The 21,699-nt window shown below is 67.3% G+C and carries 19 protein-coding genes; 6 read left to right on the top strand and 13 right to left on the bottom strand.

The features are described 5' to 3' along the window. Positions 1 to 71: 71 nt before the first annotated feature. From rodA (AC5P7U_RS05855) to AC5P7U_RS05830, 6 genes are all read right to left on the bottom strand, one after another. On the bottom strand, positions 72 to 1,166 hold the full coding sequence (rodA, locus tag AC5P7U_RS05855) for a rod shape-determining protein RodA (protein WP_049456729.1): 1,095 nt from the start codon (positions 1,164 to 1,166) through the stop codon (positions 72 to 74). Positions 1,167 to 1,257: 91 nt separating this feature from the next. Further along, positions 1,258 to 2,370, bottom strand: coding sequence for a rod shape-determining protein RodA (gene rodA / locus AC5P7U_RS05850; protein WP_006470854.1), 1,113 nt, complete (start codon positions 2,368 to 2,370; stop codon positions 1,258 to 1,260). Further along, complete coding sequence (mrdA, locus tag AC5P7U_RS05845; protein ID WP_049456728.1) at positions 2,367 to 4,454, bottom strand: penicillin-binding protein 2; 2,088 nt, start codon at positions 4,452 to 4,454, stop codon at positions 2,367 to 2,369. The genes rodA (AC5P7U_RS05850) and mrdA overlap by 4 nt, the downstream gene beginning before the upstream one ends. Positions 4,455 to 4,457: 3 nt before the next feature. Continuing rightward, positions 4,458 to 4,943, bottom strand: a complete 486-nt coding sequence (gene mreD / locus AC5P7U_RS05840) for a rod shape-determining protein MreD (protein ID WP_008265483.1) — start codon at positions 4,941 to 4,943, stop codon at positions 4,458 to 4,460. Next, positions 4,940 to 6,028, bottom strand: coding sequence for a rod shape-determining protein MreC (gene mreC, locus AC5P7U_RS05835; protein WP_197563695.1), 1,089 nt, complete (start codon positions 6,026 to 6,028; stop codon positions 4,940 to 4,942). Before mreC ends, mreD begins: the two co-directional genes overlap by 4 nt. A 121-nt stretch (positions 6,029 to 6,149) precedes the next feature. Then, positions 6,150 to 7,196, bottom strand: a complete 1,047-nt coding sequence (locus AC5P7U_RS05830; RefSeq protein ID WP_005419402.1) for a rod shape-determining protein — start codon at positions 7,194 to 7,196, stop codon at positions 6,150 to 6,152. Positions 7,197 to 7,479: 283 nt separating this feature from the next. Between AC5P7U_RS05830 and AC5P7U_RS05825 the strand changes: the two genes are divergently transcribed. After that, positions 7,480 to 8,418 (top strand): carbohydrate kinase family protein, encoded by a 939-nt coding sequence (locus AC5P7U_RS05825; protein WP_006470968.1) that lies wholly within the window; start codon positions 7,480 to 7,482, stop codon positions 8,416 to 8,418. A 143-nt stretch (positions 8,419 to 8,561) separates the two neighbouring features. Here the strand turns inward: AC5P7U_RS05825 and AC5P7U_RS05820 are convergent, their stop codons facing one another. The 4 genes from AC5P7U_RS05820 to ubiE form a co-directional block, all read right to left on the bottom strand. Further along, positions 8,562 to 9,185, bottom strand: a complete 624-nt coding sequence (locus AC5P7U_RS05820) for an HAD family hydrolase (protein ID WP_006470969.1) — start codon at positions 9,183 to 9,185, stop codon at positions 8,562 to 8,564. Next, a complete protein-coding gene (locus AC5P7U_RS05815; protein ID WP_053450830.1) occupies positions 9,185 to 9,916 on the bottom strand; it encodes a hypothetical protein in 732 nt (243 codons plus the stop codon). Before AC5P7U_RS05815 ends, AC5P7U_RS05820 begins: the two co-directional genes overlap by 1 nt. Before the next feature lie 126 nt (positions 9,917 to 10,042). After that, positions 10,043 to 11,971 (bottom strand): M1 family metallopeptidase, encoded by a 1,929-nt coding sequence (locus tag AC5P7U_RS05810; RefSeq protein ID WP_478431205.1) that lies wholly within the window; start codon positions 11,969 to 11,971, stop codon positions 10,043 to 10,045. 271 nt (positions 11,972 to 12,242) lie between these two features. Next, positions 12,243 to 13,004: a bifunctional demethylmenaquinone methyltransferase/2-methoxy-6-polyprenyl-1,4-benzoquinol methylase UbiE gene (gene ubiE / locus AC5P7U_RS05805; RefSeq protein WP_049456725.1), complete on the bottom strand. Its 762-nt coding sequence runs from the start codon at positions 13,002 to 13,004 to the stop codon at positions 12,243 to 12,245. An 80-nt stretch (positions 13,005 to 13,084) separates the two neighbouring features. Here ubiE and AC5P7U_RS05800 point away from each other — a divergent pair, with 80 nt between their 5' ends. From AC5P7U_RS05800 to AC5P7U_RS05785, 4 genes are all read left to right on the top strand, one after another. Continuing rightward, complete coding sequence (locus AC5P7U_RS05800) at positions 13,085 to 13,537, top strand: nucleoside deaminase (protein ID WP_005411083.1); 453 nt, start codon at positions 13,085 to 13,087, stop codon at positions 13,535 to 13,537. Between the two features lie 200 nt (positions 13,538 to 13,737). Further along, positions 13,738 to 13,998: a hypothetical protein gene (locus tag AC5P7U_RS05795; protein ID WP_197563693.1), complete on the top strand. Its 261-nt coding sequence runs from the start codon at positions 13,738 to 13,740 to the stop codon at positions 13,996 to 13,998. 74 nt (positions 13,999 to 14,072) lie between these two features. Further along, positions 14,073 to 14,399 carry a hypothetical protein gene (locus AC5P7U_RS05790; protein ID WP_008266057.1) on the top strand — a complete coding sequence of 109 codons (327 nt, stop codon included), beginning with the start codon at positions 14,073 to 14,075 and terminating at the stop codon, positions 14,397 to 14,399. Between the two features lie 62 nt (positions 14,400 to 14,461). Then, a complete protein-coding gene (locus tag AC5P7U_RS05785; protein WP_049456722.1) occupies positions 14,462 to 14,884 on the top strand; it encodes a low affinity iron permease family protein in 423 nt (140 codons plus the stop codon). A gap of 142 nt (positions 14,885 to 15,026) precedes the next feature. Here AC5P7U_RS05785 and smeF read toward each other — a convergent pair whose 3' ends face one another. The 3 genes from smeF to smeD all read right to left on the bottom strand — a co-directional run bounded on the left by smeF (position 15,027) and on the right by smeD (position 20,803). Continuing rightward, positions 15,027 to 16,412 (bottom strand): multidrug efflux RND transporter outer membrane subunit SmeF, encoded by a 1,386-nt coding sequence (gene smeF, locus AC5P7U_RS05780; RefSeq protein ID WP_197563692.1) that lies wholly within the window; start codon positions 16,410 to 16,412, stop codon positions 15,027 to 15,029. Between the two features lie 71 nt (positions 16,413 to 16,483). Next, positions 16,484 to 19,606 (bottom strand): multidrug efflux RND transporter permease subunit SmeE, encoded by a 3,123-nt coding sequence (gene smeE, locus AC5P7U_RS05775; RefSeq protein WP_053450834.1) that lies wholly within the window; start codon positions 19,604 to 19,606, stop codon positions 16,484 to 16,486. A 12-nt stretch (positions 19,607 to 19,618) separates the two neighbouring features. Then, on the bottom strand, positions 19,619 to 20,803 hold the full coding sequence (gene smeD / locus AC5P7U_RS05770) for a multidrug efflux RND transporter periplasmic adaptor subunit SmeD (protein WP_008265543.1): 1,185 nt from the start codon (positions 20,801 to 20,803) through the stop codon (positions 19,619 to 19,621). A gap of 210 nt (positions 20,804 to 21,013) precedes the next feature. On the opposite strand from smeD, the gene smeT reads away from it, so the two are divergent. Next, positions 21,014 to 21,673 (top strand): efflux transporter SmeDEF transcriptional repressor SmeT, encoded by a 660-nt coding sequence (gene smeT / locus AC5P7U_RS05765; RefSeq protein ID WP_197563691.1) that lies wholly within the window; start codon positions 21,014 to 21,016, stop codon positions 21,671 to 21,673. The last annotated feature ends 26 nt before the right edge of the window (positions 21,674 to 21,699 follow it).

The raw sequence follows: 21,699 nt of genomic DNA, 5'->3' as shown, positions 1-21,699 counted from the left end.
CGCGCCCGCCCCAATTACATGACCTGCGTTACGCGACCACCCACGAGGGGCGGCGCCGTTGGCTGGAACCCCTATCCCCCGTGCACCGGCCGGTGCCCGCGCACCGCCATCACCAACCCGATACCGGCCAACAGCGAAACCGCCGATGTCCCGCCATAGCTGATCAACGGCATCGGAATGCCCACCACCGGCAACAGGCCGGAAATCATTCCACCGTTCACCAGGACATAGACGAAGAACGCCAGCCCCAGGCTGCCGGCCAGCAACCGTGCGTGCGTGTCGCGCGCGTGCACCGCGATCCACAGGCAGCGCCCGACCACGAACAGGTAGAGCGCGAACACCGTCGCCACACCGATCCATCCGAACTCTTCGGCCAACACTGAAAACGCGAAGTCGGTCGTGTACTCGGGCAGGAAATCCAGCGTGGCCTGCGTGCCCTGCCCCCAGCCGCGACCCTGCCAGCCACCGGAGCCAATCGCGATGCGCGACTGCAGGATGTTCCAGCCAGTGCCGAGGGGGTCCGCCGCCGGGTCGAGGAAGGTCAGCACGCGATCCTTCTGGTACTGCCGCAGCAGGCCGAACCACGCCAGCGGTGCGGCCAGCGCCAGCCCGGTCGCGCCAGTGGCGACCCAGCCCCAATGCAGGCCGGCCAGCAGCAAGGCAAACACCCCGCTGGCCGTGACCAGCGTGGCGGTGCCCAGGTTGGGCTGCATCAGGATCAGCACTGCGGGCATTCCAATCAGCACTCCCGCCGTCAGCACCGTGCGTGGCGACGGAGGCAGCGGCTGCCGGTGCAGGTACCAGGCCATCATCAGTGGCAGGCTGAGCTTGAGCAGTTCGGACGGCTGAAGGTAGAACACGCCCAGGTTGAGCCAGCGCTGCCCGTACTTGCCGGTGCCGATCACGTACACCGCCATCAGTGGCAGCATCGACAGCGCGTACAACGCCGGTGTCCACGCGCGCAGGCGCAGCAGCGAAACCCGCGACAGCAGCCACATCGCCAGCAGGCCACCGGCAAAGCGCGCGGCCTGCCCGGCCACCGGGCCGGACACGCTGTGCAGCACCGCCAGGCCGGCGCCCATCAGGATCAACAGCGCAACCAGCAACGGCAGGTCGATCGTGCGCACTGCCTCACGGCAGCCGCCAAACAGTCGTTTCCATTCCACGCGGGCACGGTAGCAATGCGTGCTTGCGTGAAGCTGTCAGGGTGCCCCTGAGTCGAGCATGGATCGACTCTACAGAAGAGCGCGGCCGGCGTTACCCGTAGCCGCCGTGTACCGGGTTGTGGCTGCGCACTGCCATCACCAGCCCGAAGCCGGCCAGCAGCGATACCGCCGAGGTGCCGCCGTAGCTGATCAGTGGCATCGGCACGCCCACCACCGGCAGCAGGCCGGAGATCATCCCGCCGTTGACCAGCACGTAGACGAAGAACGCCAGGCCGGTGGCACCGGCCAGCAGCCGCGAATAGGAATCGCGCGACTGGCTGGCAATCCACAGGCAGCGCCCGATCACCACCAGGTACAGCGCCAGCACGGTGGCCACGCCGATCCAGCCGAATTCCTCGCTCAGCACCGAGAACGCGAAGTCGGTGGTCTGCTCGGGAATGAAGTTCAGGTGCGACTGCGAGCCCTCGCCCCAGCCCTTGCCGTCGAAGCCGCCGGAACCGATCGCGATCTTCGACTGGATGATGTTCCAGCCCGCGCCCAGCGCATCCATCTCCGGGTCCAGGAACATCATGATGCGGTCCTTCTGGTACGGCCGCAGCAACCAGAACCAGGCCAGCGGCGCGACCGCGGCCACGCCACCCACGCCCAGGCCGACCCACCACCACGGCAGGCCCGCCAGCAGCAGCACGAACACACCACTGGCGGCGATCAGCACGCCGGTCCCGAAGTCCGGCTGCAGCATCACCAGCCCGGTCGGCACACCGATGATCACCAGCGCCACCAGCACGGTGTTGAAACGCGGCGGCAGCGGCATCCGGTGCAGGTACCAGGCCACCATCATCGGCAGGCTGACCTTCAGCAGCTCGGCCGGCTGCAGGTAGAAGAACTTGAGGTCCAGCCACTGCCGGCCGTACTTGCCGGTGCCAAGTACGAACACCGCCAGCAGCGGGATCATCGAGATCGCGTAGATGAGCGGGGTCGCCGAGCGGATGCGCAGGATCGGCACCCGCGAGATGCCCCACAGTGCGGCCATGCCCACCGCGAAACGCGCCCCCTGGGCCATCACCAGGCTGTCGCCGCCGGCGCTTTTCAAGGTGGCCAGGCCGATCACCATCAACGCGCCCAGCGCCAGGCACAACACCCAGTCCAGCGTGCTGAAGAAGCGGCGCAGCATGTCGCCGGCCCAGCGCAGGAACACTCTCATCGTGCGGGCTCCGCCGGGGTGGGGCGTGGTGTGGCCGGCAGCGCGGCGGCGGCCGGTGTACCCGGCTGCGGTACAGGAGCCGGCGCGGGTGCCGGTTCGGGCGCGGGCACGCCGACCAGCACCGGATGTTCACCCAGCTGGCCCGCGGCAAGGTCACCCGCCTGGCGCGCACCGGCATCTTCGTTGTCGAACGCGGTGGCGCCGATGGCGGTGGTGCCGCGCTCGCTGTCCAGCGGCTGCATGCCTTCAGGCATCTTGCCCAGCAGATAGGCGTCGAACACCTTGCGTGCGATCGGCGCAGCCGCCGAACCACCGTAGCCACCACCTTCCACCGCCACCGCGATCGCGATCACCGGGTTCTCGACCGGCGCGAAGCCGACGAACAGCGCGCGGTGGCGCAGGTGCATCGGCAGGCTCTTCGGATTCACGGCGGCCGTGCCCTTGCGGCTGATGACCTGCGCGGTACCGGTCTTGCCGGCCATCACGTACGGCGCACCCACCGCCACGCGCCAACCGCTGCCGCCGGGCCGCATGGTCGCCATCATGCCCTCACGCACCGCCTGCAGGTTGCTGGGGTTGGGGCTGACCGGCTTGATCTCGCCGGGCGACGTCGCCGCCCAGTCGCTGTCGAAGCCGTCGCGCTGCTGGATCACCAGGTGCGGGGTGCGCAGCTGGCCGTCGGCCAGCGCGCTGACACCTCGCGCCAGCTGCAGCGGGGTGACCTTCCAGTCGCCCTGGCCGATGCTGATGTTGACCGTATCGCCGGGGTACCAGGCTTCCTTGCGGGTCTTCCGCTTGTAAGCCGGCGACGGCAGGATGCCGCCGATTTCGCCGGTCAGGTCGATGCCGGTCGGCTGGCCAAAGCCGTAGTACTCCATGTAGTGGTCGAAGCGCTCGATGCCCAGGTCCAGCGCCAGCTTGTAGTAGTAGGTATTGACCGACTCGGCGATGGACTTGCGCAGATCGGTCCAGCCGTGGCCGCCGCGGTGGGCGTCACCCCAGCCGCGCGAGGTGCCGGGCAGGTAGAACATGCCGGTGGACAGCACCTTGTCTTCCGGGCGGCGCACGCCCGAATCCAGGCCGGCCAGGCCGATCAGCGGCTTCAACGTGGAACCGGGGGCGACGCCACCGAGCACCAGGCGGTTGAACTGCGGCCGCGACGGGTTCTCGTTCAGCGCCTTGAAGTCGGCATGGGAGATGCCGTTGACGAACAGGTTGGGGTCGTAGGACGGCAGGCTGACCATCGCCAGCACTTCGCCGGTACGCGGGTCCATCGCCACCGCCGAGCCTTCCTGGTCACCGAAGGCGGCGACCATGGCGCGCTGCAGGTCGGCGTCGATCGACAGCCGCAGGTCGGCACCGGACTGCGCGGCGACGCGGCCGATGGTGCGGATCGCACGGCCCTGCACGTTGGTTTCGACCTGCTCGTAGCCGACCTTGCCGCGCAGCTGCTGCTCGTAATAGCGCTCCAGGCCGGACTTGCCGATGTGGGTCAGCGCCGCATTGCCTTCACCGAGGATCTCCAGATCCTTGTCATCGACGCGGCCGACGTAGCCGATGATGTGCGCGAACAGATCGCCGTAGGGGTAGCGGCGGGTCAGGTAGGGCTCCAGCTCGACGCCGGGGAAGCGCCAGCGGTCGACGGCGAAGCGCGCCATCTCCTCGTCGCTCATGCGCAGCTTCAGCGTGACCGGCAGGAACTTGCGGCGCGCCTTGCGCGACTTGTTGAACGCTTCCAGTTCTTCAGGGCTGATGCTGATGATCTTCGCCAGCCCTTCGAGGGTGGCGTCCATGTCCTTGACCTTGTCCGGGGTCACGTCCAGGCGGAAGGCCGGTACGTTCTCGGCCAGCAGGCGGCCGTTGCGGTCGTAGATCATGCCGCGCCCGGGCACCACCGGCCGCGGCTTGATGCGGTTGGCCTCCGAGCGCGTGGCGTAGACGTCGTGGTCCAGCACCTGCAGCTTGAAGTACCAGCCGCCCAGGCCCAGCAGGCAGACCAGCACGCCCAGGAAACCCAGCGCCGCGCGACGGCGGAACTGTTCGGCTTCGGCGTGCGGGTTCTTGACCTGGCGGCGCGGAATCATGGTTCAGCGCCCGCGCTTGCCGAAGCGCACCGCATCCAGCAGCACGAACACCAGCGGCCACAGGCCCATGCCCAGCAGCGGCGCCCACCAGTACGACCACGGCAGCGTCGGCTCGCCCACCAGGATGTGGACCAGCGCACTGACGATGCGGTCGTTGAACAGCAGCCCGCCGATGGCCAGCATCTGCTGCGACATCGGGAAGAAGCGGATGCGGGCACGGAAGCGCTGCAGGATGAAGGCCAGCATCACCAGCCGCAGCGCCTGTTCGCCGAGCACGCCACCGTACAGCAGGTCGGCGATCACGCCACTGGCGAAGGCGACGCCCAGGCCGACGCGTTCGGGCGCTTCGATCACCCAGTACGCCAGTACCAGCGCCAGCCAGTACGGGCGCAGCGGCTGCAGCAGCGCCGGCAGCGGCAGCAGGCCCAGCAGCAGCGCCACCACCAGGCTGGCCGGCAGCACCCACGGGTTGTCGCGCAGGCGGCTCATCGCTGCGCCTCCGGCGTGGTCGGTTGCCGGCCAGCGGCCGGCACTACCGGAGCAGCAGGATCAAGGGAGGATGCGGGGGCAGCATTCCTCGTCGCAGACGAGGATTGTTGCCGGCCAGCGGCCGGCACTACCGGAGCACTGGCCGGAGCCGGCGTCGTTGCGGCTGGCGCAGGCGTGGTGGCACCCGTGGCCGGGCCGCCCGGCGCGGTGGCTTCCAGCTGCAGGCGCAGTTCCGGCGGAATCCGGATCGCCGCGCCCGGGCGCAGCAGCAGAACGTCGCGGCCGCGGTCGAGCTGGGCCGCCGGCTTCAGTTCGCCGACCAGGAAGGCATGGGTATCGTCTGGACGCAGGCCGGTGATGGTGCCGACCGGGAAGCCGGCCGGGAAGCGGCCACCCAGACCGGAAGTCACGATCTCATCGCCCACTTCCACACCAGCGCTGAGCGGAATGTCGCGCAGTTCCAGTTTGTCGCCGCGGCCGTAGACGATCAGGCGCACGCCATTGCGGGCCACGGTGACCGGTACCGCGTGGTCGGGGTCGGTCAGCAGCAGCACGGTGGAGGTGCCGCCGGTGACGCTGATCACCTGGCCCATCAGGCCGCCGGCATCGATCACCGCCTGCCCGACATGCACGCCTTCGCGGCTGCCGGCGTCGAGCACCAGCCGCTGCTTCACCGGGTCCAGGTCGATGTCCAGCACCGGCGCCAGCTGCACGTCCAGGCCACTGCGCTCGGCCACGTTCAGCAGCTCGCGCAGCTGGGCGTTGTCCAGCGCGGCGGTCTGCAGGCGGGTCAGGCGCGCGTTGGCCAGCAGCAGCTGGTTGCGCAGTTCACGATTCTCGTTGACCAGCTGGCCATGGCTGGCCGCCGAATCCTTGACCTGGTTGCCGAGCTTGCCCGGCAGGCCCGCCAGCGCCCACACCGGCTGCACCAGGCTGTTGGCCTGCCCGCGCAGCTGCGCGAGCCAGCCGGCCTGGTCGTCAAGCACGATCAGGGTGATGGCCAGTGCGAGATAAGCCAGCAGCCGCAACGGGCTGGCGGCATCACCGGATCGGGAAGCGACGGGAGGTCCGGCGTAGGGCGGCACGGCAACGATTCAACTGGCAGAAGGCGGAAGGGAAACACGCGGGCGCCCCGCCGGTGCCGGCCCACCCTGATGGCGGGCCGCACCCCGGAGGGGCGCTGCGGGCGCAGGCAGCCGGGACGGCTTACTCCGGCGCAAAGAACTCGTTGCCGTGCATGTCGACCAGCTCCAGCGCACGGCCACCGCCGCGGGCCACGCAGGTCAGCGGGTCGTCGGCCACCTGCACGTGCAGGCCGGTTTCCTCGGAAATCAGGCGGTCCAGGTCGCGCAGCAGGGCGCCACCACCGGTCAGCACGATGCCGCGCTCGGCGACGTCGGCGCACAGTTCCGGCGGGGTCTGTTCCAGCGCCAGCTTGACCGCACTGACGATGCCCGAGAGGGGCTCGTGCAGGGCTTCAAGCACCTCGTTGGAGCTGATCTTGATCATCTTCGGCACGCCCTCGGCGAGGTTGCGGCCGGAGATTTCCATCTCGATCACTTCCGCCTGCGGGTAGGCGCAGCCCAGCTCGACCTTGATGCGCTCGGCGGTGGCTTCACCGATCAGCATGCCGTGGTTGCGGCGCACGTAGTTGGTGATGGACTCGTCGAAGCGGTCGCCGCCGATGCGGACCGACGCCGAATAGACGATGCCGTTGAGCGAGATCACCGCCACTTCGGTGGTGCCGCCGCCGATGTCGATGACCATCGAACCACGGGCTTCGGTCACCGGCATGCCGGCGCCGATCGCTGCGGCCATCGGCTCTTCGATCAGGAACACGTCGCGGGCACCGGCTTCCTCGGCCGATTCCTTGATCGCGCGGCGCTCGACCTGGGTCGAGCCGGCCGGCACGCAGACCAGCACGCGCGGGCTCGGGCGCAGCACGCGCGACTTGTGCACCTTCTTGATGAAGTGCTTGAGCATCGCCTCGGTGTAGGTGAAGTCGGCAATGACGCCATCCTTCATCGGGCGGATGGTGGTGATGTGGCCCGGGGTACGGCCCAGCATCTGCTTGGCCTCGGCGCCTACGGCTGCCACCGACCGGGTGCCGCCAATGGCACGATCCTGACGCACGGCCACGACCGACGGCTCGTTCAGCACGATCCCCTGCCCGCGCACGTAGATGAGGGTGTTGGCCGTGCCCAGGTCGATGGACAGGTCGTTGGAGAACATGCCACGGAGTTTCTTGAACATCTGAGGAAGGAGTCCTGAGGGGTGTCGTGCCCGCCGCGGGATGGCGAAAAAATGGGCAGAAATCGAGGCCGACAAGCCTAGCAACCCGCCTGCCGCCGAGCAAGGAAAAAACTAGCTGAACCCGCGTCTTCACAGGCTTTCGGCCTGATCCGGTCTCACCCGGTTCTGGCCCTGAGCGGCACCAGCGGGTAACCTTTGCGCCGTCGGGCGCCCAAGGGCGCCGTTTGCTTGCCCGCTGAACCGGGCCGGCCCATCCCAAAATTCACCGCATAGGCTTACATCGATGTCCGCTCTGATCTGTGGTTCTCTTGCCTTCGACACCATCATGGTGTTCCCGGACCAGTTCAAGAATCACATCCTGCCGGACAAGGTGCACATCCTGAACGTGTCCTTCCTGGTGCCGCGCATGCGCCGCGAGTTCGGCGGCTGCGCCGGCAACATCGCCTACAACCTGCACCTGCTGGGCGGCCAGCCGATCCCGATGGGCACCGTGGGTTCGGACTTCGGCCCGTACCGCGAATACTTCGAAGGCCTGGGCATCGACCTGTCGCGCGTGCGCGTGATCGATGAGCTGTTCACCCCGCAGGCGTTCATCACCACCGACCACGACAACAACCAGATCACCGCCTTCCATCCGGGCGCGATGATGCGTTCCTACGAGAACCACGTGCGTGGCGTGCCGGGCGTAAGCCTGGGCCTGGTCGGCCCGGACGGCCGCGAGGGCATGATCCAGAACGCGCAGGAATTCCACGAGGACGGCATCCCGTTCATCTTCGACCCGGGCCAGGCCATGCCGCTGTTCAACGGCCCGGAGCTGCGTGCCTTCATCGACCAGGCCGACTACGTGGTGGTCAACGATTACGAGTCGAACCTGCTGCAGGAACGCACCGGCTGGGACGAAAAGGAGATCGTCAGCCGGGTCAAGGCCTACATCACCACGCGCGGCCCGAAGGGCGCGGTCATCCACACCCCGGACAAGAGCTACGACATCCCGCCGGCGCACGAGCGCCGCGTGGTCGACCCGACCGGCTGTGGCGACGCCTTCCGCGCCGGCCTGATCTACGGCATCCAGAAGGGCTACGACTGGCTGACCATCGGCCGCATGGGCAACCTGATGGGCGCGCTGAAGGTCGAGCACCCGGGCACCCAGAACCAGCGCTTCACCTTCGATGAGTTCAACGAGCAGTTCAAGCAGCAATTTGGCTACGCGCTCAGCGCGTAACCAAATTGCCCGCGCATTCCACCTTATCCCCGCGCCTTCGGCGCGCCCCCTTGAACAACAAGGGGGCTTTCCACCCGATGCGCTACCGGGAATGCTGTTGGTAGGTGTCGACCCGGGTCGACACTGCCGGCCAGCGGCCGGCTCTACCCCGTCTGCTGCCAGGCGGCCAGCAGGTCGCGGCAATCGGCGAAATGCCAGTCGGTGCAGTCCGGCCATGGGTTCTCCGGCAGGTTGACCAGCACGGTGTGGGTGCCCGCAGCGCGGCCGCACTCCAGATCGTAAGCGTGGTCCCCGACCATCACCGCCTGCCCGGCGGAAACGCCCCAGCGCCGCAGGTGCTGCTGCAGGCCATCCGGCGAAGGCTTGGGCACGGCTTCATCGCGGCCGATGATGTCGGCATCGTCGAACAGTTCCCCGACCCCGATCGCCTCCAGCGTCAGCTTCGCCAGCGCGTGGTCGTTGCGGGTCAGGATGCCCAGCCGGCAACCGCCGGCCGCCAGCGCGCGCAGCAGCTTCACCGCACCCGGTGCCGGCAGCGCGTCCTCGGCCAGCGCGCGTTCGTGATCCAGCAGCCACTCGCGCTTGGCCCGTGCCGGTGCGTCCGGTAGCGCGGCGATATGGTCGAGGATGTCTTCCTCGGCCGCGATCTGCAGCGCGCTGCGGATCGCGGCGAAATCATGCACGGCCACCGTCAGCGTGCCGTCCATGTCGAACACCCAGTGCCGGATCGCGGACAACGCGTGCACTGCGCTGCCCGTCGCGATCATCACTGCCACCACTGCGGCATGCGGCTGGCGTCGACACCGCCGGTCTCGAACACTGCGGTACGGGTACCACCGGCCTTGACCGGGAACTCGATGCTGATCGACTTGCCCTTGCGCGCCAGCTTCCACAGCGCCTTCTGGTCGGTGATGAACATCGCAATGGCTTCATCGGTCTTTGGCCGCCAGGCGGCCATCGACACCGGCTTCCCGTCGTCCACGGTCACCTTCACCGTGCACTGCGGGCAGCGGAAATCGCCGGCCTGCAGCACCAGGTAGGCATGCCGCTTCCACTCCGGATGATCGCGGAACACCAGCTGCACCGGCTTGGCGCCGCTGCCATCCACGTCCACGCGTTCCTTGCTGTAGATCTGCGCCGAGACCTGGTTGCCCTTGTTGCCCACCGGAATCTGGTTGTACTGCCACAGTGCCTGCATACGGCGCAGGTCGCGCGCGGCATCGCCCTTGGCCTTGACCTCATCGAAGCCGGCGGCGATCCGCTCGGCGGCGGCGGTGTCCTTGTACTGGTCCAGCAGCGAGGCGCCATGCAGGCGCGCGCGTTCCCAGTCCTGCGCGGCCACGGCCATGTCGTACTGCTTGGCGACGTCCTCGGCCTTGGCTTCCTTCTGCGCCTGCACGGCGGCCGCGGCGGCTTCCTGCGCCTTGCGTTCTTCCTCGGGGTTGCTGCAGGCAGCCAAGGCCAGGGTGCAGGCGGTGAGCAGGATCAGTCGTTTCATGCGGAGGTCCTATGCGAGTGCATCCCGATTCTATCGGCAGCGAAAAGCGGATACACCAACGGCGGGTTTCCCCGCCGTTGGTGGTGAAGCAGTGACCGGTTGCCGGCCAGCGGCCGGCACTACCGCTTACTTGGCTTCGGCCTTGGCCAGCAGATCCTGCACCGAGGCGGTGGTGATCGGGTGGTAGCCCGGCTTGGCCTTTTCGAAGGCCTGCTTGGCCAGCTCCAGCCCCTTCGGGGTCTTCACCAGTTCAGCGTAGATCGGCATGATCAGCTTGCGACGGCCGACGCGCTCGATGAACGCAGCGGCCCCTTCGTTGGCCTGCTCGTAACCGCTGCGGATCGCCAGCGGGTACCAGCGCATGGCGATCTCGCCATTCGGGGTGCCGGTGAAGTGGAACGCCTTGTCCAGCGTGGCCAGCTTGTCCAGCGGCTGGGTCGCACCCAGGCCGTCGATGAAGCGCACCCATTCCTGCGTGCTCCAGTCGGCGATGACCTGGCTGCTCGGCACGGTGCCGGCGCTGGCGAAGGCGATGCGCGCGGTATCGACGCTGCTGAAGTTGCGCGACTGCGCCTTGGCCGCGAACGCCGGGATGCCCGGCTCGTCCAGCCAGGCCTTCAGTTCAGCCTCGGTCACTGCCGACGGATTCTTCGGCAGCAGGTTCTTCTTCAGGTACTCGACGAACTGGTCGGTGTTCGCGCTCTGGAAGGCGTGGTCATCGAACCAGCCACGCAGGAACGGATCAAAGGTCTCGCGGCCGAAGCGCTGTTCCAGGAACTCCAGGAACCACGAACCCTTGACGTAGGCGACCTGGCTGAGGGCTTCGTCGGGGTCGCGCTCGTTCAGCGGCGGCAACGCCAGCGCCTGGTCGGCCGGGCTCATGTCCTTCACTTCGGCCAGCAGGTCGGTCTGGTCGATCTGCTTCTCCATCTCGGCCATCTCCTTGCCATACAGGGCTTCGGTGATGCGGCCCTGGACGTAGGTGGTGAAGCCTTCATTGAGCCAGATGTCCTTCCAGCTGGCGTTGGTCACCAGGTTGCCCGACCAGCTGTGCGCCAGCTCGTGGGCGACCAGCGACACCAGCGACTTGTCGCCGACGATCACGGTCGGGGTGGCGAAGGTCAGGCGCGGGTTTTCCATGCCACCGAACGGGAACGACGGCGGCAGCACCAGCATGTCGTAGCGGCCCCAGCGGTATTCGCCGTACAGCTTCTCGGCGGCACCGATCATCTTTTCGGTGTCTTCGAATTCCTTGGCGGCCTTGTTGACCATGGTCGGCTCGGCCCAGACGCCGGAGCGGCCGGAGATCGGCTCGAACACCAGGTCGCCGGCGGCGATGGCCAGCAGGTACGACGGAATCGGCTGCGGCATCTTGAAGGTGTAGTCACCGTCACGCGCGGCCTTCGGATCGTTGTCGGCGCTCATCAGCACCATCACGTCCGGGCGCGAGACCACGTGCGCGCTGTAGGTGAAGCGCACGCTCGGGGTGTCCTGCAGCGGCACCCAGGAACGGGCGTGGATGGCCTGCGACTGGCTGAACATGAAGGGCAGCTTCTTGCCTTCGGTCATCGACGGCGCCAGCCACTGCAGGCCCGAGGCGGTCGGTGCGGTGTGGTAGGTCACTTCCACCTTGGCCGGCTGCTCCGGCGTTTCGATGGTCAGCTTGCTGCCGAACACCTTGTCAGCGGCGGCCAGCTCGAACTTCAGCGGGCTGCGCGCGCCATCGGCGGCGACCGCCTCGACCTTGGACACGGTCAGCTCGCGGGTGTCGAGCACCAGCTGCCTGGCGTCCTTCTGCTTCCATTCCAGGGTGTAGGTGGCGGTGCCACCGATCTGCTTCTGGTCGAAGTCCAGCTTCAGATCCAGCGCGATGTCCTTGATGACGACCTTGTCCGGCTCGGCGTACGAGCTTTCGTCGTGGCTGCGGTTCTCGGCGTTCACGGGGGCGGCGGGGGCCTTTGCGGCAGTCGGGGCGGCGGCGGGCGCGGCCGCCTCCTGGGAGCAGCCGGCGGCCAGGGCCACGGCCAGCGGAAGGAGCATCAGCGGATTACGCATGAATCGGGACCGTTACGGGGATCAAACCCCAATGGTACCTCCCTCCGGCCGCGCAGGCGTTGCGCGGTGCGGGGTAATGGCGGGCGGGGCCGATCCTGCGCCTCCGGCGCATGCCAACCTTGGTTGGCATCTACAGGTGGGTGCCAACCTTGGTTGGCACGGATCTTTCATCGCTCGCGGCAGGCCCGTGCCGACCAAGGTCGGCACCCACCAAAGCGGATGACCGCAGCCTGGGCGTGCCAACCAAGGTTGGCACCCACCAAAGCGGGGCTTACAGCTTGTAGCCGGAATGGATCGAGACGATGCCGCCGGTCAGGTTCTTGTAGTGGCAGCGCTCGAAACCGGCCTGCGCCATCATCGCCTTCAGCTCGTCCTGCGGCGGGTGCTTGCGGATGCTCTCGGCCAGGTACTGGTAGCTGTCCGAATCGTTGGCGAACAGCTTGCCCAGCTTGGGCAGGATCCGGAACGAATGGAAGTCGTAGATCGGCTTGAACCAGTCCGCGGTGACTTCGGAGAACTCCAGCACGCGGGCCTGGCCGCCCACCTTCAGCACGCGGTACATCTCGCGCAGGCCGGCGTCCTTGTCGGTCACGTTGCGCAGGCCGAAGGCGATGGTCACCAGGTCGAAGCTGTTGTCCGGGAACGGCAGGGCCTCGGCGTTGCACTGCACGTAGTCCAGGCCGAGCACCAGGCCGCGGTTGGTCAGGCGGTCACGGCCGACCGACAGCATGCCGGCGTTGATGTCGCCCAGCACCACCGAGCCTTCGGCGCCCACGCGCTCCTTCAGCAGGGCGGCGATGTCGCCGGTGCCACCGGCCAGGTCGAGCACGCGGTCGCCCGGCTTCACCTGCGCGGTCGCCACGTAGTAGCGCTTCCACGCCCGGTGCACGCCCAGGCTCATCAGGTCGTTCATCAGGTCGTAGTTGCGCGCGACCGAGGTGAACACCTGGCCGACCAGCTTCTGCTTGTCCTTGGCGGCGACGTCGCGGAACCCGAAATGGGTGGTACCGGCTTTGTAGGGGGATTCGCTCATGGCCCCGATTATCGCACCGCCGGGAGCCAGCGGCACCCCCTGCCCGTATCATGGCGGGCCACGACTTACCGGAGCCCCGCATGATCACCACGCCCGACTACCAGGCCCTGCTGCAGACCGCCATCGCCGAAGCCCGCCAGGGCCTGGCCGAAGGCGGCGTGCCGATCGGCGCGGCGCTGTACCACAACGACGGCCGCCTGCTCGGCTGCGGCCACAACCGACGCGTGCAGGAAGGCGACCCTTCCGTGCACGGCGAGACCGACGCGTTCCGCAAGGCCGGCCGCCAGCGCCGCTACCAGGACACCATCATGGTCACCACCCTGGCCCCGTGCTGGTACTGCTCGGGGCTGGTGCGCCAGTTCAACATCGGCACGGTGGTGGTGGGCGAATCGCGTACCTTCCAGGGCGGCATCGACTGGCTGCGCGAAAACGGCGTCAACGTTATCGATCTCGACAGCCAGGAATGCGTCGATCTGCTCGGCGGCTTCATTGCGCAGCATCCGGAGATCTGGAACGAAGACATCGGCGAATGAGCACCGCGCAGCGTACTGTTGAACCTGCTTAATGAACGCTTCAGTGCTGGCACGCCCTAGTGCCGGCAGCGTTTGCGGCGATTGTTGTGATCCCGTGCACAGTCAGCGGGACTGCCTGCACACGCTGCGGTAACACCCCACCCGCGCAGTGCGCCTAGGGTGGGGTTACCGGGACCTTCTTCCCCCCGGCGGAGCCAGCCATGTGCGCGCACGCCGTACGCCCCACGCCCGACCCGACCCTCGCCGCCATCCGCACGCGCCTGCAGCAGCAGTTCGCGCTGCACCAGCGTGGCGCCCTGTTCTGGACGGCCTACCAGGGCCTGCAGCTGGAACTGGTACAGGGCCGTCCGCTCGACCACGAGCGCCTGTGCAACGCAATGGCCGACATGGCCGAAGAAATGGGCGCGGTCGAGCATGCGCAACTGATCGGCCATCGCAACGCTGGCTGCACATCTCCCTGACGCGGCATCCACTGCCGCTCAGGCCACACTGCGATGAACCCCCATTCCCATCCACTTCAACCGATTGGATCGACATGCACGCTGAAGTTCCCACCATTCCCCCGGTCATCAACGTAGACGCCGAGCTTGACCACTGGCGTCGCCAGCATGCCGACGGTGCACTGCCGCACAACTCGTTCGGCTCGTACGTGCCGTGGATCAAGTTCGCCTGCGATTCGCTGATCACCCAGCCGCGCGCCAGCAATGCGCAGCGCGACGAGATGTTCCAGACCCAGTACGCCCTGCAGATCATGCCGCGCCTGAGTGAAGCCCAGGCCCGCGAGTTCGTCGACCGCTGCTGGCAGCATGTCTACCAGACCAGCCGGGTGCGCCTGCAGGACGCTCCGCGCCTGCGCGCCTGAGCTGCACGGCCCCTGCACAAGGCACTGCCGATCATCCTCGTCACCTGAGTGGGACGACGACGATGAAAGCAAGAAACCTGTTCAATACGATCGCCAAGAAGGCCGCGGCCGCCACCGGTTCGCCGTGGACCTTCCTGGCTGCGGTCGCGATCGTGGTGATCTGGGGCATCAGTGGCCCGCTGTTCGGTTTCAACGACACCTGGCAGCTGGTGATCAACACCGGTACCACCATCATCACCTTCCTGATGGTGTTCCTGATCCAGCACACGCAGAACGCGGACACCGCGGCGATGCAGATCAAGCTCGACGAGCTGATCCGCGCGACGGCCGAAGCCAACAACGAACTGTTGGATCTGGAAGAACTGGACGAAGAGCGACTGGAAGAGATCCGCCGCGAATACGAGCGCATGGCGCGCGAAGCCGGCGACGCGCTGGCACGGGTGCGCGCCTGCCATGCCACCCGCCGCGACGATGAGGCGGTGTAGCAGGCCCTGGAATGACAATGCCGGCCAGCGGCCGGCACTCCCATCGATCATCAAGGTAGGTGCCAACCTTGGTTGGCACAGGGCCAGCCGCCTGCGCTGACGCATTCGTGCCACCAAGGTTGGCACCTACCAGAAGCGCTGCTTACCCGCGCTCGTGCCAGCCGCCGCCCAGCACCTTGTACAACGTGATGCGGTTGGCCTGCTGGGCCAGCTGTGCCTGCAGCTGGGTCTGCTGCGCGGTGTAGGCGGTACGCCGTGCATCGAGCAGGGTGACGAAGCTGTCCAGGCCGGCGTCATAACGCGCCTGCGACAGGCGGTTGGCCTGTTCGGCCGCATCCACCAGGCGCTGCTGTGCACTCACCTGCTCATCCAGGCTGACATTCAGCGCCAGCGCATCGGCAGTTTCGCGGAAGCCGACCTGGATCGATTTCTCGTACTGCGCCAGCGCGATATCGCGGTCGGCGTTGGCAATGGCCAGGTTGGCGCGCAGCTTGCCGCCCTGGAAGATCGGCAGGGTGATCTTGGGCAGGAAGCTCCACACGCGGGTGCCGCTGTCGAACAGGTTGGACAGTTCGGTCGAACCACTGCCAATGCTGCCGGTCAGCGAGATGCTCGGAAAGAATGCCGCGCGCGCCGCGCCGATGTTGGCGTTGGCGGCCAGCAGCTGGTGTTCGGCGGCCATGATGTCCGGGCGCTGCAGCAGCACGTCGCTGGGCAGGCCGGCCGGCGGCGGTGCCAGCGCCAGCAGCTGCGGTTCGATGCTGTCCGGCAGCAGTGCCGGATCCAACTGGCCACCGGCCAGCAACGCCAGCGCATTGCGGTCCTGGGCCAGCTGCCCACGCAGGCGTGCGGCATCGGTGCGCGCGGTTTCCACCAGCGTACGGGTCTGGGTCAGCTCCAGCGCCGAACTGCCACCACGCTCGTGGCGGGCCTCGGCCAGGCGCAGCGAATCCTCGTAGGTCTTCAGCGTGGCATCGGCGATCTTCAGCCGCTGTGCGTCGGCACCATAGGTCAGCCACGCGGTCGCGGTCTCGGCCACCAGGCTCAGCTGCGCATTGCGGCGGTTGGCCGCCACAGCGAAGTACTGCTGCAGCGCTTCCTCGCTGAGGTTGCGCACGCGGCCGAACAGGTCGAGCTCGAACTCGGCCACACCCACGCCCGCGGTGAACTGCTCGGTGACGCCGGCGTCGGTGCCCTGGCGCTGCATCTGGCCGGTGACGGCCACGCCGGGTACGCGGTCGGCGCGCTGCACGCGGTACTGGCCGCGTGCGCGTTCCACGTTGAGCACGGCCACGCGCAGGTCGCGGTTGTTCTGCAGCGACTGGTCGATCACCTGCTGCAGGCGCGCGTCGGTGAAGAAGTCGCGCCAGCCAACGGCGGCAACATCGGCCACCTGGCCCTGCGCGGCCTCGGCCGGCCACTGCGCCGGAATGGCCGGCGCGACGGCGGTGTTCTTCGGCACCAGGGTGGAGCAGCCGGCCAGCGCAAGCGCGGCGGCAATGGAAAGGAACAGGGATGCACTTTTCATGGGATGGCTTCCATCGGTACTGCCGGATGGCAGGAGGCAGTGCCGGCCAGCGGCCGGCACTGCCGTTTCGCTTACGTGGAGGATTTGCGCTTGAACACGCGCTGCACCACGACGAAGAACAGCGGCACGAAGAACACGCCGAGCACGGTGCCGACGATCATGCCGCCGAGCACGCCGGTGCCGATCGCCTGCTTGGCGCCGGAGCCGGCACCGGTGGAGATCGCCAGCGGTACCACGCCCATGCCGAAGGCCAGCGAGGTCATCACGATCGGGCGCAGGCGGTCGCGCACGGCATGCATGATCGACTCGATCAGGCTGGCGCCCTTCTCCAGGTTTTCCTTGGCGAACTCGACGATCAGGATCGCGTTCTTGCTGGTCAGGCCCACCGTGGTCAGCATCGCCACCTGGAAGTAGATGTCGCGTTCCAGGCCCTTGAAGGTGTTGGCCAGCACCGCGCCGAGGATGCCCAGCGGGGCGGCCAGCAGCACGGCGGTCGGCACGCTCCAGCTTTCATACATCGCGGCCAGGCACAGGAACACGATCATCAGCGACAGCGTGTACAGCAGCGGCGTCTGCGAACCCGCCTGGCGTTCCTGGTAGGACATCGCCGTCCATTCGATGCCGAAGCCTGCCGGCAGCTGCTTGGCCAGCTGTTCGATCTCGGCCATGGCATCGCCCGAAGCGACACCCGGGGCCGGTTCGCCCTGGATCTCCATCGCCGACACACCGTTGTAGCGCTCCAGGCGCGGCGAGCCGTAGTCCCAGTGCTTGCTGGCGAACGCGCTGAACGGCACCATCTCGCCCTTGTCGTTCTTCACCGACCAGAGGTCGAAGTCCTCCGGCACCATGCGGAACGGCTGGTCGGCCTGCACGAACACGCGCTTGACACGGCCGCGATCGACGAAGTCATCGATGTACGAACTGCCCCACGCGGCGGCCAGGGTGCCGTTGATCTGGTCGATCGACAGCCCCAGCGAGGTCGCCTTGGCCGCGTCGATGTCGATGCGGAACTGCGGCGTGTCTTCCTGCCCGTTCGGACGCACGTTGGCCAGCTTCTTGCTGCCCGCAGCGAGGCCCAGCAGCTGGTTGCGCGCGGCCACCAGGGCCTCGTGGCCCTGGCCGCTGTTGTCCTTCAGGAAGAAGGTATAGCCCGAGGCGGTACCCAGTTCCGGAATGGCTGGCGGCGGGAAGGCGAAGATGAAGGCATCCTTGATCTGGCCCAGGGCCGCCATCGCGCGCCCGGTGATCGGCATCACGCCGTTGTCGGCGTCACGCTCGCTCCAGTCCTTCAGCTTGACGAAGGCCATGCCCGCGTTCTGTCCCATGCCGGCAAAGCTGAAGCCCTGCACCGAGAACACCGATTCCACCGCATCCTTCTCGTTCTGCAGGAAGTGGTTTTCCAGTGCCGTGATCGATTCCAGCGTGCGCTCCTGGGTGGCACCGACCGGCGCCTGCACCAGCGCCATCAGCACGCCCTGGTCCTCGTTGGGCAGGAACGAACTGGGCAGGCGCACGAACAGCACGCCCATCAGCACGAACAGCGCCGCCACGATGCCCATGAAGCGCCACGGACGGTGGATGATGCCGCGCACGCCACGCTGGTAGCTTTCGCTGGTGCGGTCGAAACCACGGTTGAAGCCGTTGAAGAAACGACCGGACCAGCCCTTGTGCGCGACGTGGTGCTCGCCCTTCTTCAGCGGCTTGAGCATGGTCGCGCACAGCGCCGGGGTCAGCACGATCGCCACCAGCACCGACAACGCCATCGCCGAGACGATCGTGGCCGAGAACTGGCGGTAGATCACGCCGGTGGAGCCGCTCATGAAGGCCATCGGCACGAACACCGCCGACAGCACCAGGCCGATACCCACCAGCGCGCCGGTGATCTGGCCCATCGACTTGCGGGTCGCTTCGAGCGGCGACAGTCCTTCCTCGGACATGATGCGCTCGACGTTCTCCACCACCACGATGGCATCGTCCACCAGCAGGCCGATCGCCAGCACCATCGCGAACATGGTCAGCATGTTCACCGAGAAGCCCAGCATCGCCAGCACGCCGAAGGTACCCAGCAGCACCACCGGCACGGCGATGGTCGGGATCAGGGTGGCGCGGAAGTTCTGCAGGAACAGGTACATCACCACGAACACCAGCACGATCGCTTCGATCAGGGTCTGCACCACGCCCTTGATCGACACGCGCACGAACGGGGTGGTGTCGTACGGGATCTCGGCCTTCAGGCCGGCCGGGAAGAAGCTCTTCATGTCCTGCAGCGCGGCATCCACGCCGGCCGCGGTGTCCAGCGCGTTGGCGCCGGTGGCCAGGGTGACCGCCAGGCCGCTGGCCGGCTGGCCGTTGTAGCGGGTGACGAAGTCGTAGGACTCGGCACCCAGTTCGACGCGGGCGACATCACCCAGGCGCAGTTCGGCACCGTCCTGCGCACCGCGCACGATGATGTTGCGGAACTGTTCCGGGGTCTGCAGGCGCGACTGCGCGTTGATGGTGGCGTTGAGCTGCTGGCCCTTCACCGACGGCGCACCGCCGAGCTGGCCGATGGCCACCTGGGCGTTCTGCGCCTTTACCGCTGCCGTCACTTCGGCAACCGACAGGCCATAGGTGTGCAGCTTGTTCGGGTCCAGCCAGATGCGCATGGCGTACTTGCCACCGAACACCTGGATGTTGCCCACGCCCGGCACGCGGCTCAGGCGATCGACGACGTTGGAACCAACGTAGTCGGCGATGTCGTTGGCATCCATGCTGCCGTTCTCGGACACGAACGCGATGACGTTCAGGAAGCCCGAGCTGGACTTGGCCACGTTGATGCCCTGCCGCTGTACTTCCTGCGGCAGCAGCGGCATGGCCAGCTGCAGCTTGTTCTGCACCTGCACCTGGGCGATGTCCGGGTTGGTGCCGCTCTCGAAGGTCAGGGTGATGGTGGCCTGGCCGTTGGACGAGCTGTTGGAGGAGAAGTAGATCAGGCCATCAAGGCCCTTCATGTTCTGCTCGATGATCTGCGTCACCGAGTCCTCGACCACCTTGGCCGATGCACCCGGATAGGTGGCGCTGATTTCCACCGCCGGCGGTGCGACGTTGGGGTACATCGAGACCGGCAGCTTGAACAGGGCCAGGCCGCCGGCGAGCATGATGATGATGGCGATCACCCACGCGAAGATGGGTCGATCGATGAAAAAGCGTGCCATGGGGTTCTCCGCTTACTTCGCGTCGCCGGCCGGGGCGGCAGGCTGGGCGGCTGCCGCCGGCTTGGCCGGTGCAGCGCCCTTCTCGGTGGCCTTGACCGGCATGCCGGGGCCGATCTTCTGCAGGCCTTCGACAATGACCTTGTCGCCGGCCTTCAGACCGTCATCGACCAGCCACTTGTCGCCGACCGTGCGGCTGACCTTGACCGGGCGCACTTCGACCTTGTTGTCCTTGTCGACCACCATCGCCGTGGTGTCGCCCTTCGGATCACGGGCGATGCCCTGCATCGGCACCAGCACCGCATCGCTGCGCACGCCGCCGCCGATCACCGCACGCACGTACATGCCCGGCATCAGCAGGCCGTCGGGGTTGTCCACCTTCACGCGCAGCCCGAAGCTGCCGGTGGCCGGATCGACGCTGACCTCGGAGAACTCCAGCGTGCCCTTGTGCTCGAAGGTGCTGCCGTCTTCCATCAGGATGCTGACCGGCAGGGTCTGGTTGTCCTGCAGGCGGCCGGCGGCCAGTTCGCGACGCAACTGCAGCAGCTCGGCCGAGGACTGGGTCAGGTCCACATAGATCGGGTCCAGCTGCTGCACGGTGGCCAGCGCGTTGGCCTGGCCGGCGCTGACCAGCGCACCCTGGGTGACGCTGGACTTGCCGATGCGGCCGCTGATCGGCGCGGTGATGCGGGCGTAGCCGAGGGTGACGTTGGCCGCGTCCAGCGAGGCCTTGGCGGCACCGACGTCGGCCTCGGCCTGCTTCTGCGCGGCCACGGCGTTTTCCAGGTCCTGCTGGCTGACCGCGTCGACCTTGGCCAGCTCGGTGATGCGCTTGGCGCTCAGGCGGGCGGCGTTGGCGGTGGCTTCGGCGCGGGCCAGCTGGGCGCGGGCGTTGTTGGCCTGGGCGCGGTAGCTGGCGTCATCGAGCTGGTACAGCGGCTCGCCGGCCTTGACCATGCCGCCCTCGGTGAACAGGCGCTTGGCAACGATGCCGTTGACCTGCGGGCGCACTTCGGCCACCAGGAAGGCATTGGTGCGGCCAGGCAGTTCGCGGGTCAGGCCCACGGTCTCGGACTTCAGCGTGACCACGGTGACATCGCCCGGGCCCTGTTCGGGGGCCTGGGGTTGGCCGCCACAGGCAGCCACGGTCGCGGCGATGGCCAGCGACAGCGCGAAGGGTCGGATTCGGCTCAGCAACATGACGGAAAGGCTCTTAGGGGAAGGAATCTCAAAAAACGCTGAAACGGGCCAAAAGCGCCAGCACACAACGCATACCGGCGATGAGTGGTAGCCAGAACGGGCCTGCCACGCACACGGCGGGAATGATGGGTGCGAAATATACATACATGCGTGTTTGTTTGTAAACCGGTACAATTCAGCCACGTTTCACCCGCACTCGTACCCACACCCATGGCCCGCAAGACCAAAGAGGACACCCAGGCAACCCGGGAAGGCATCCTTGACGCCGCCGAAGCCTGCTTCCATGAACACGGCGTGGCCCGTACCACGCTGGAGATGATCGGCGCCCGCGCCGGCTACACCCGTGGCGCGGTGTACTGGCACTTCAAGAACAAGGGCGAGGTGCTGGCCGCGATCGTCGAGCGCGTGCATCTGCCTTTCATGCAGGAACTGGAGCGCACCTCCACCGACCAGCGCGACACGCCGGTGCATGACCTGCGCGCGGTGATGATCCACTCGTTCATCGAGCTGTCCGAGGACGAGCGCCTGCGCAAGACCATGGAAATCATGCTGCGCAGCGATGCCTCGGCCGACACCAGGGTGCTGACCGAAATGCAGCAGGCCGGTTTCCGCGATGCACTGGACCGGATGGAACGGGCGTTGCGTCGCGCCGGGGACCTGGGCCAGCTGCGCGACGGCGCCGACCCGAAGATCGCCGCGCGCATGCTGCACGCCACGGTGCTGGGCGTGCTGCACGGGGCGATGGTCGAACCGGAACTGATGGACCTCAAGCGCGACGGCATGCTCGCGCTGGACATGACCCTGGCCGCCTACGTGAAGGACGGCGTATTCGTGCCCGGAACGGTGCCCGAGCCGTTGCCGGAGGCGTGAACCGGGTTGCGCCTGGCGCCACGGCC

It is taken from the genome of Stenotrophomonas sp. YJH_SMC_57 (assembly GCF_059369755.1).
This window is presented reverse-complemented; position numbering and strand designations above follow the sequence as displayed.

Excerpts from the sequence above, each read along its gene's own strand:
- AC5P7U_RS05785 (WP_049456722.1), top strand. The coding sequence starts at position 14,462 with ATGAAAGCAAGAAACCTGTTCAATACGATCGCCAAGAAGGCCGCGGCC.
- ubiE (WP_049456725.1), bottom strand. The coding sequence starts at position 13,004 with ATGAGCGAATCCCCCTACAAAGCCGGTACCACCCATTTCGGGTTCCGC.
- AC5P7U_RS05810 (WP_478431205.1), bottom strand. The coding sequence starts at position 11,971 with ATGCGTAATCCGCTGATGCTCCTTCCGCTGGCCGTGGCCCTGGCCGCC.
- AC5P7U_RS05800 (WP_005411083.1), top strand. The coding sequence starts at position 13,085 with ATGATCACCACGCCCGACTACCAGGCCCTGCTGCAGACCGCCATCGCC.
- rodA (WP_006470854.1), bottom strand. The coding sequence starts at position 2,370 with ATGAGAGTGTTCCTGCGCTGGGCCGGCGACATGCTGCGCCGCTTCTTC.
- AC5P7U_RS05790 (WP_008266057.1), top strand. The coding sequence starts at position 14,073 with ATGCACGCTGAAGTTCCCACCATTCCCCCGGTCATCAACGTAGACGCC.
- mreD (WP_008265483.1), bottom strand. The coding sequence starts at position 4,943 with ATGAGCCGCCTGCGCGACAACCCGTGGGTGCTGCCGGCCAGCCTGGTG.
- AC5P7U_RS05825 (WP_006470968.1), top strand. The coding sequence starts at position 7,480 with ATGTCCGCTCTGATCTGTGGTTCTCTTGCCTTCGACACCATCATGGTG.
- AC5P7U_RS05830 (WP_005419402.1), bottom strand. The coding sequence starts at position 7,196 with ATGTTCAAGAAACTCCGTGGCATGTTCTCCAACGACCTGTCCATCGAC.
- smeF (WP_197563692.1), bottom strand. The coding sequence starts at position 16,412 with ATGAAAAGTGCATCCCTGTTCCTTTCCATTGCCGCCGCGCTTGCGCTG.
- AC5P7U_RS05815 (WP_053450830.1), bottom strand. The coding sequence starts at position 9,916 with ATGAAACGACTGATCCTGCTCACCGCCTGCACCCTGGCCTTGGCTGCC.
- AC5P7U_RS05795 (WP_197563693.1), top strand. The coding sequence starts at position 13,738 with ATGTGCGCGCACGCCGTACGCCCCACGCCCGACCCGACCCTCGCCGCC.
- smeD (WP_008265543.1), bottom strand. The coding sequence starts at position 20,803 with ATGTTGCTGAGCCGAATCCGACCCTTCGCGCTGTCGCTGGCCATCGCC.
- mrdA (WP_049456728.1), bottom strand. The coding sequence starts at position 4,454 with ATGATTCCGCGCCGCCAGGTCAAGAACCCGCACGCCGAAGCCGAACAG.
- AC5P7U_RS05820 (WP_006470969.1), bottom strand. The coding sequence starts at position 9,185 with ATGATCGCGACGGGCAGCGCAGTGCACGCGTTGTCCGCGATCCGGCAC.
- smeE (WP_053450834.1), bottom strand. The coding sequence starts at position 19,606 with ATGGCACGCTTTTTCATCGATCGACCCATCTTCGCGTGGGTGATCGCC.
- smeT (WP_197563691.1), top strand. The coding sequence starts at position 21,014 with ATGGCCCGCAAGACCAAAGAGGACACCCAGGCAACCCGGGAAGGCATC.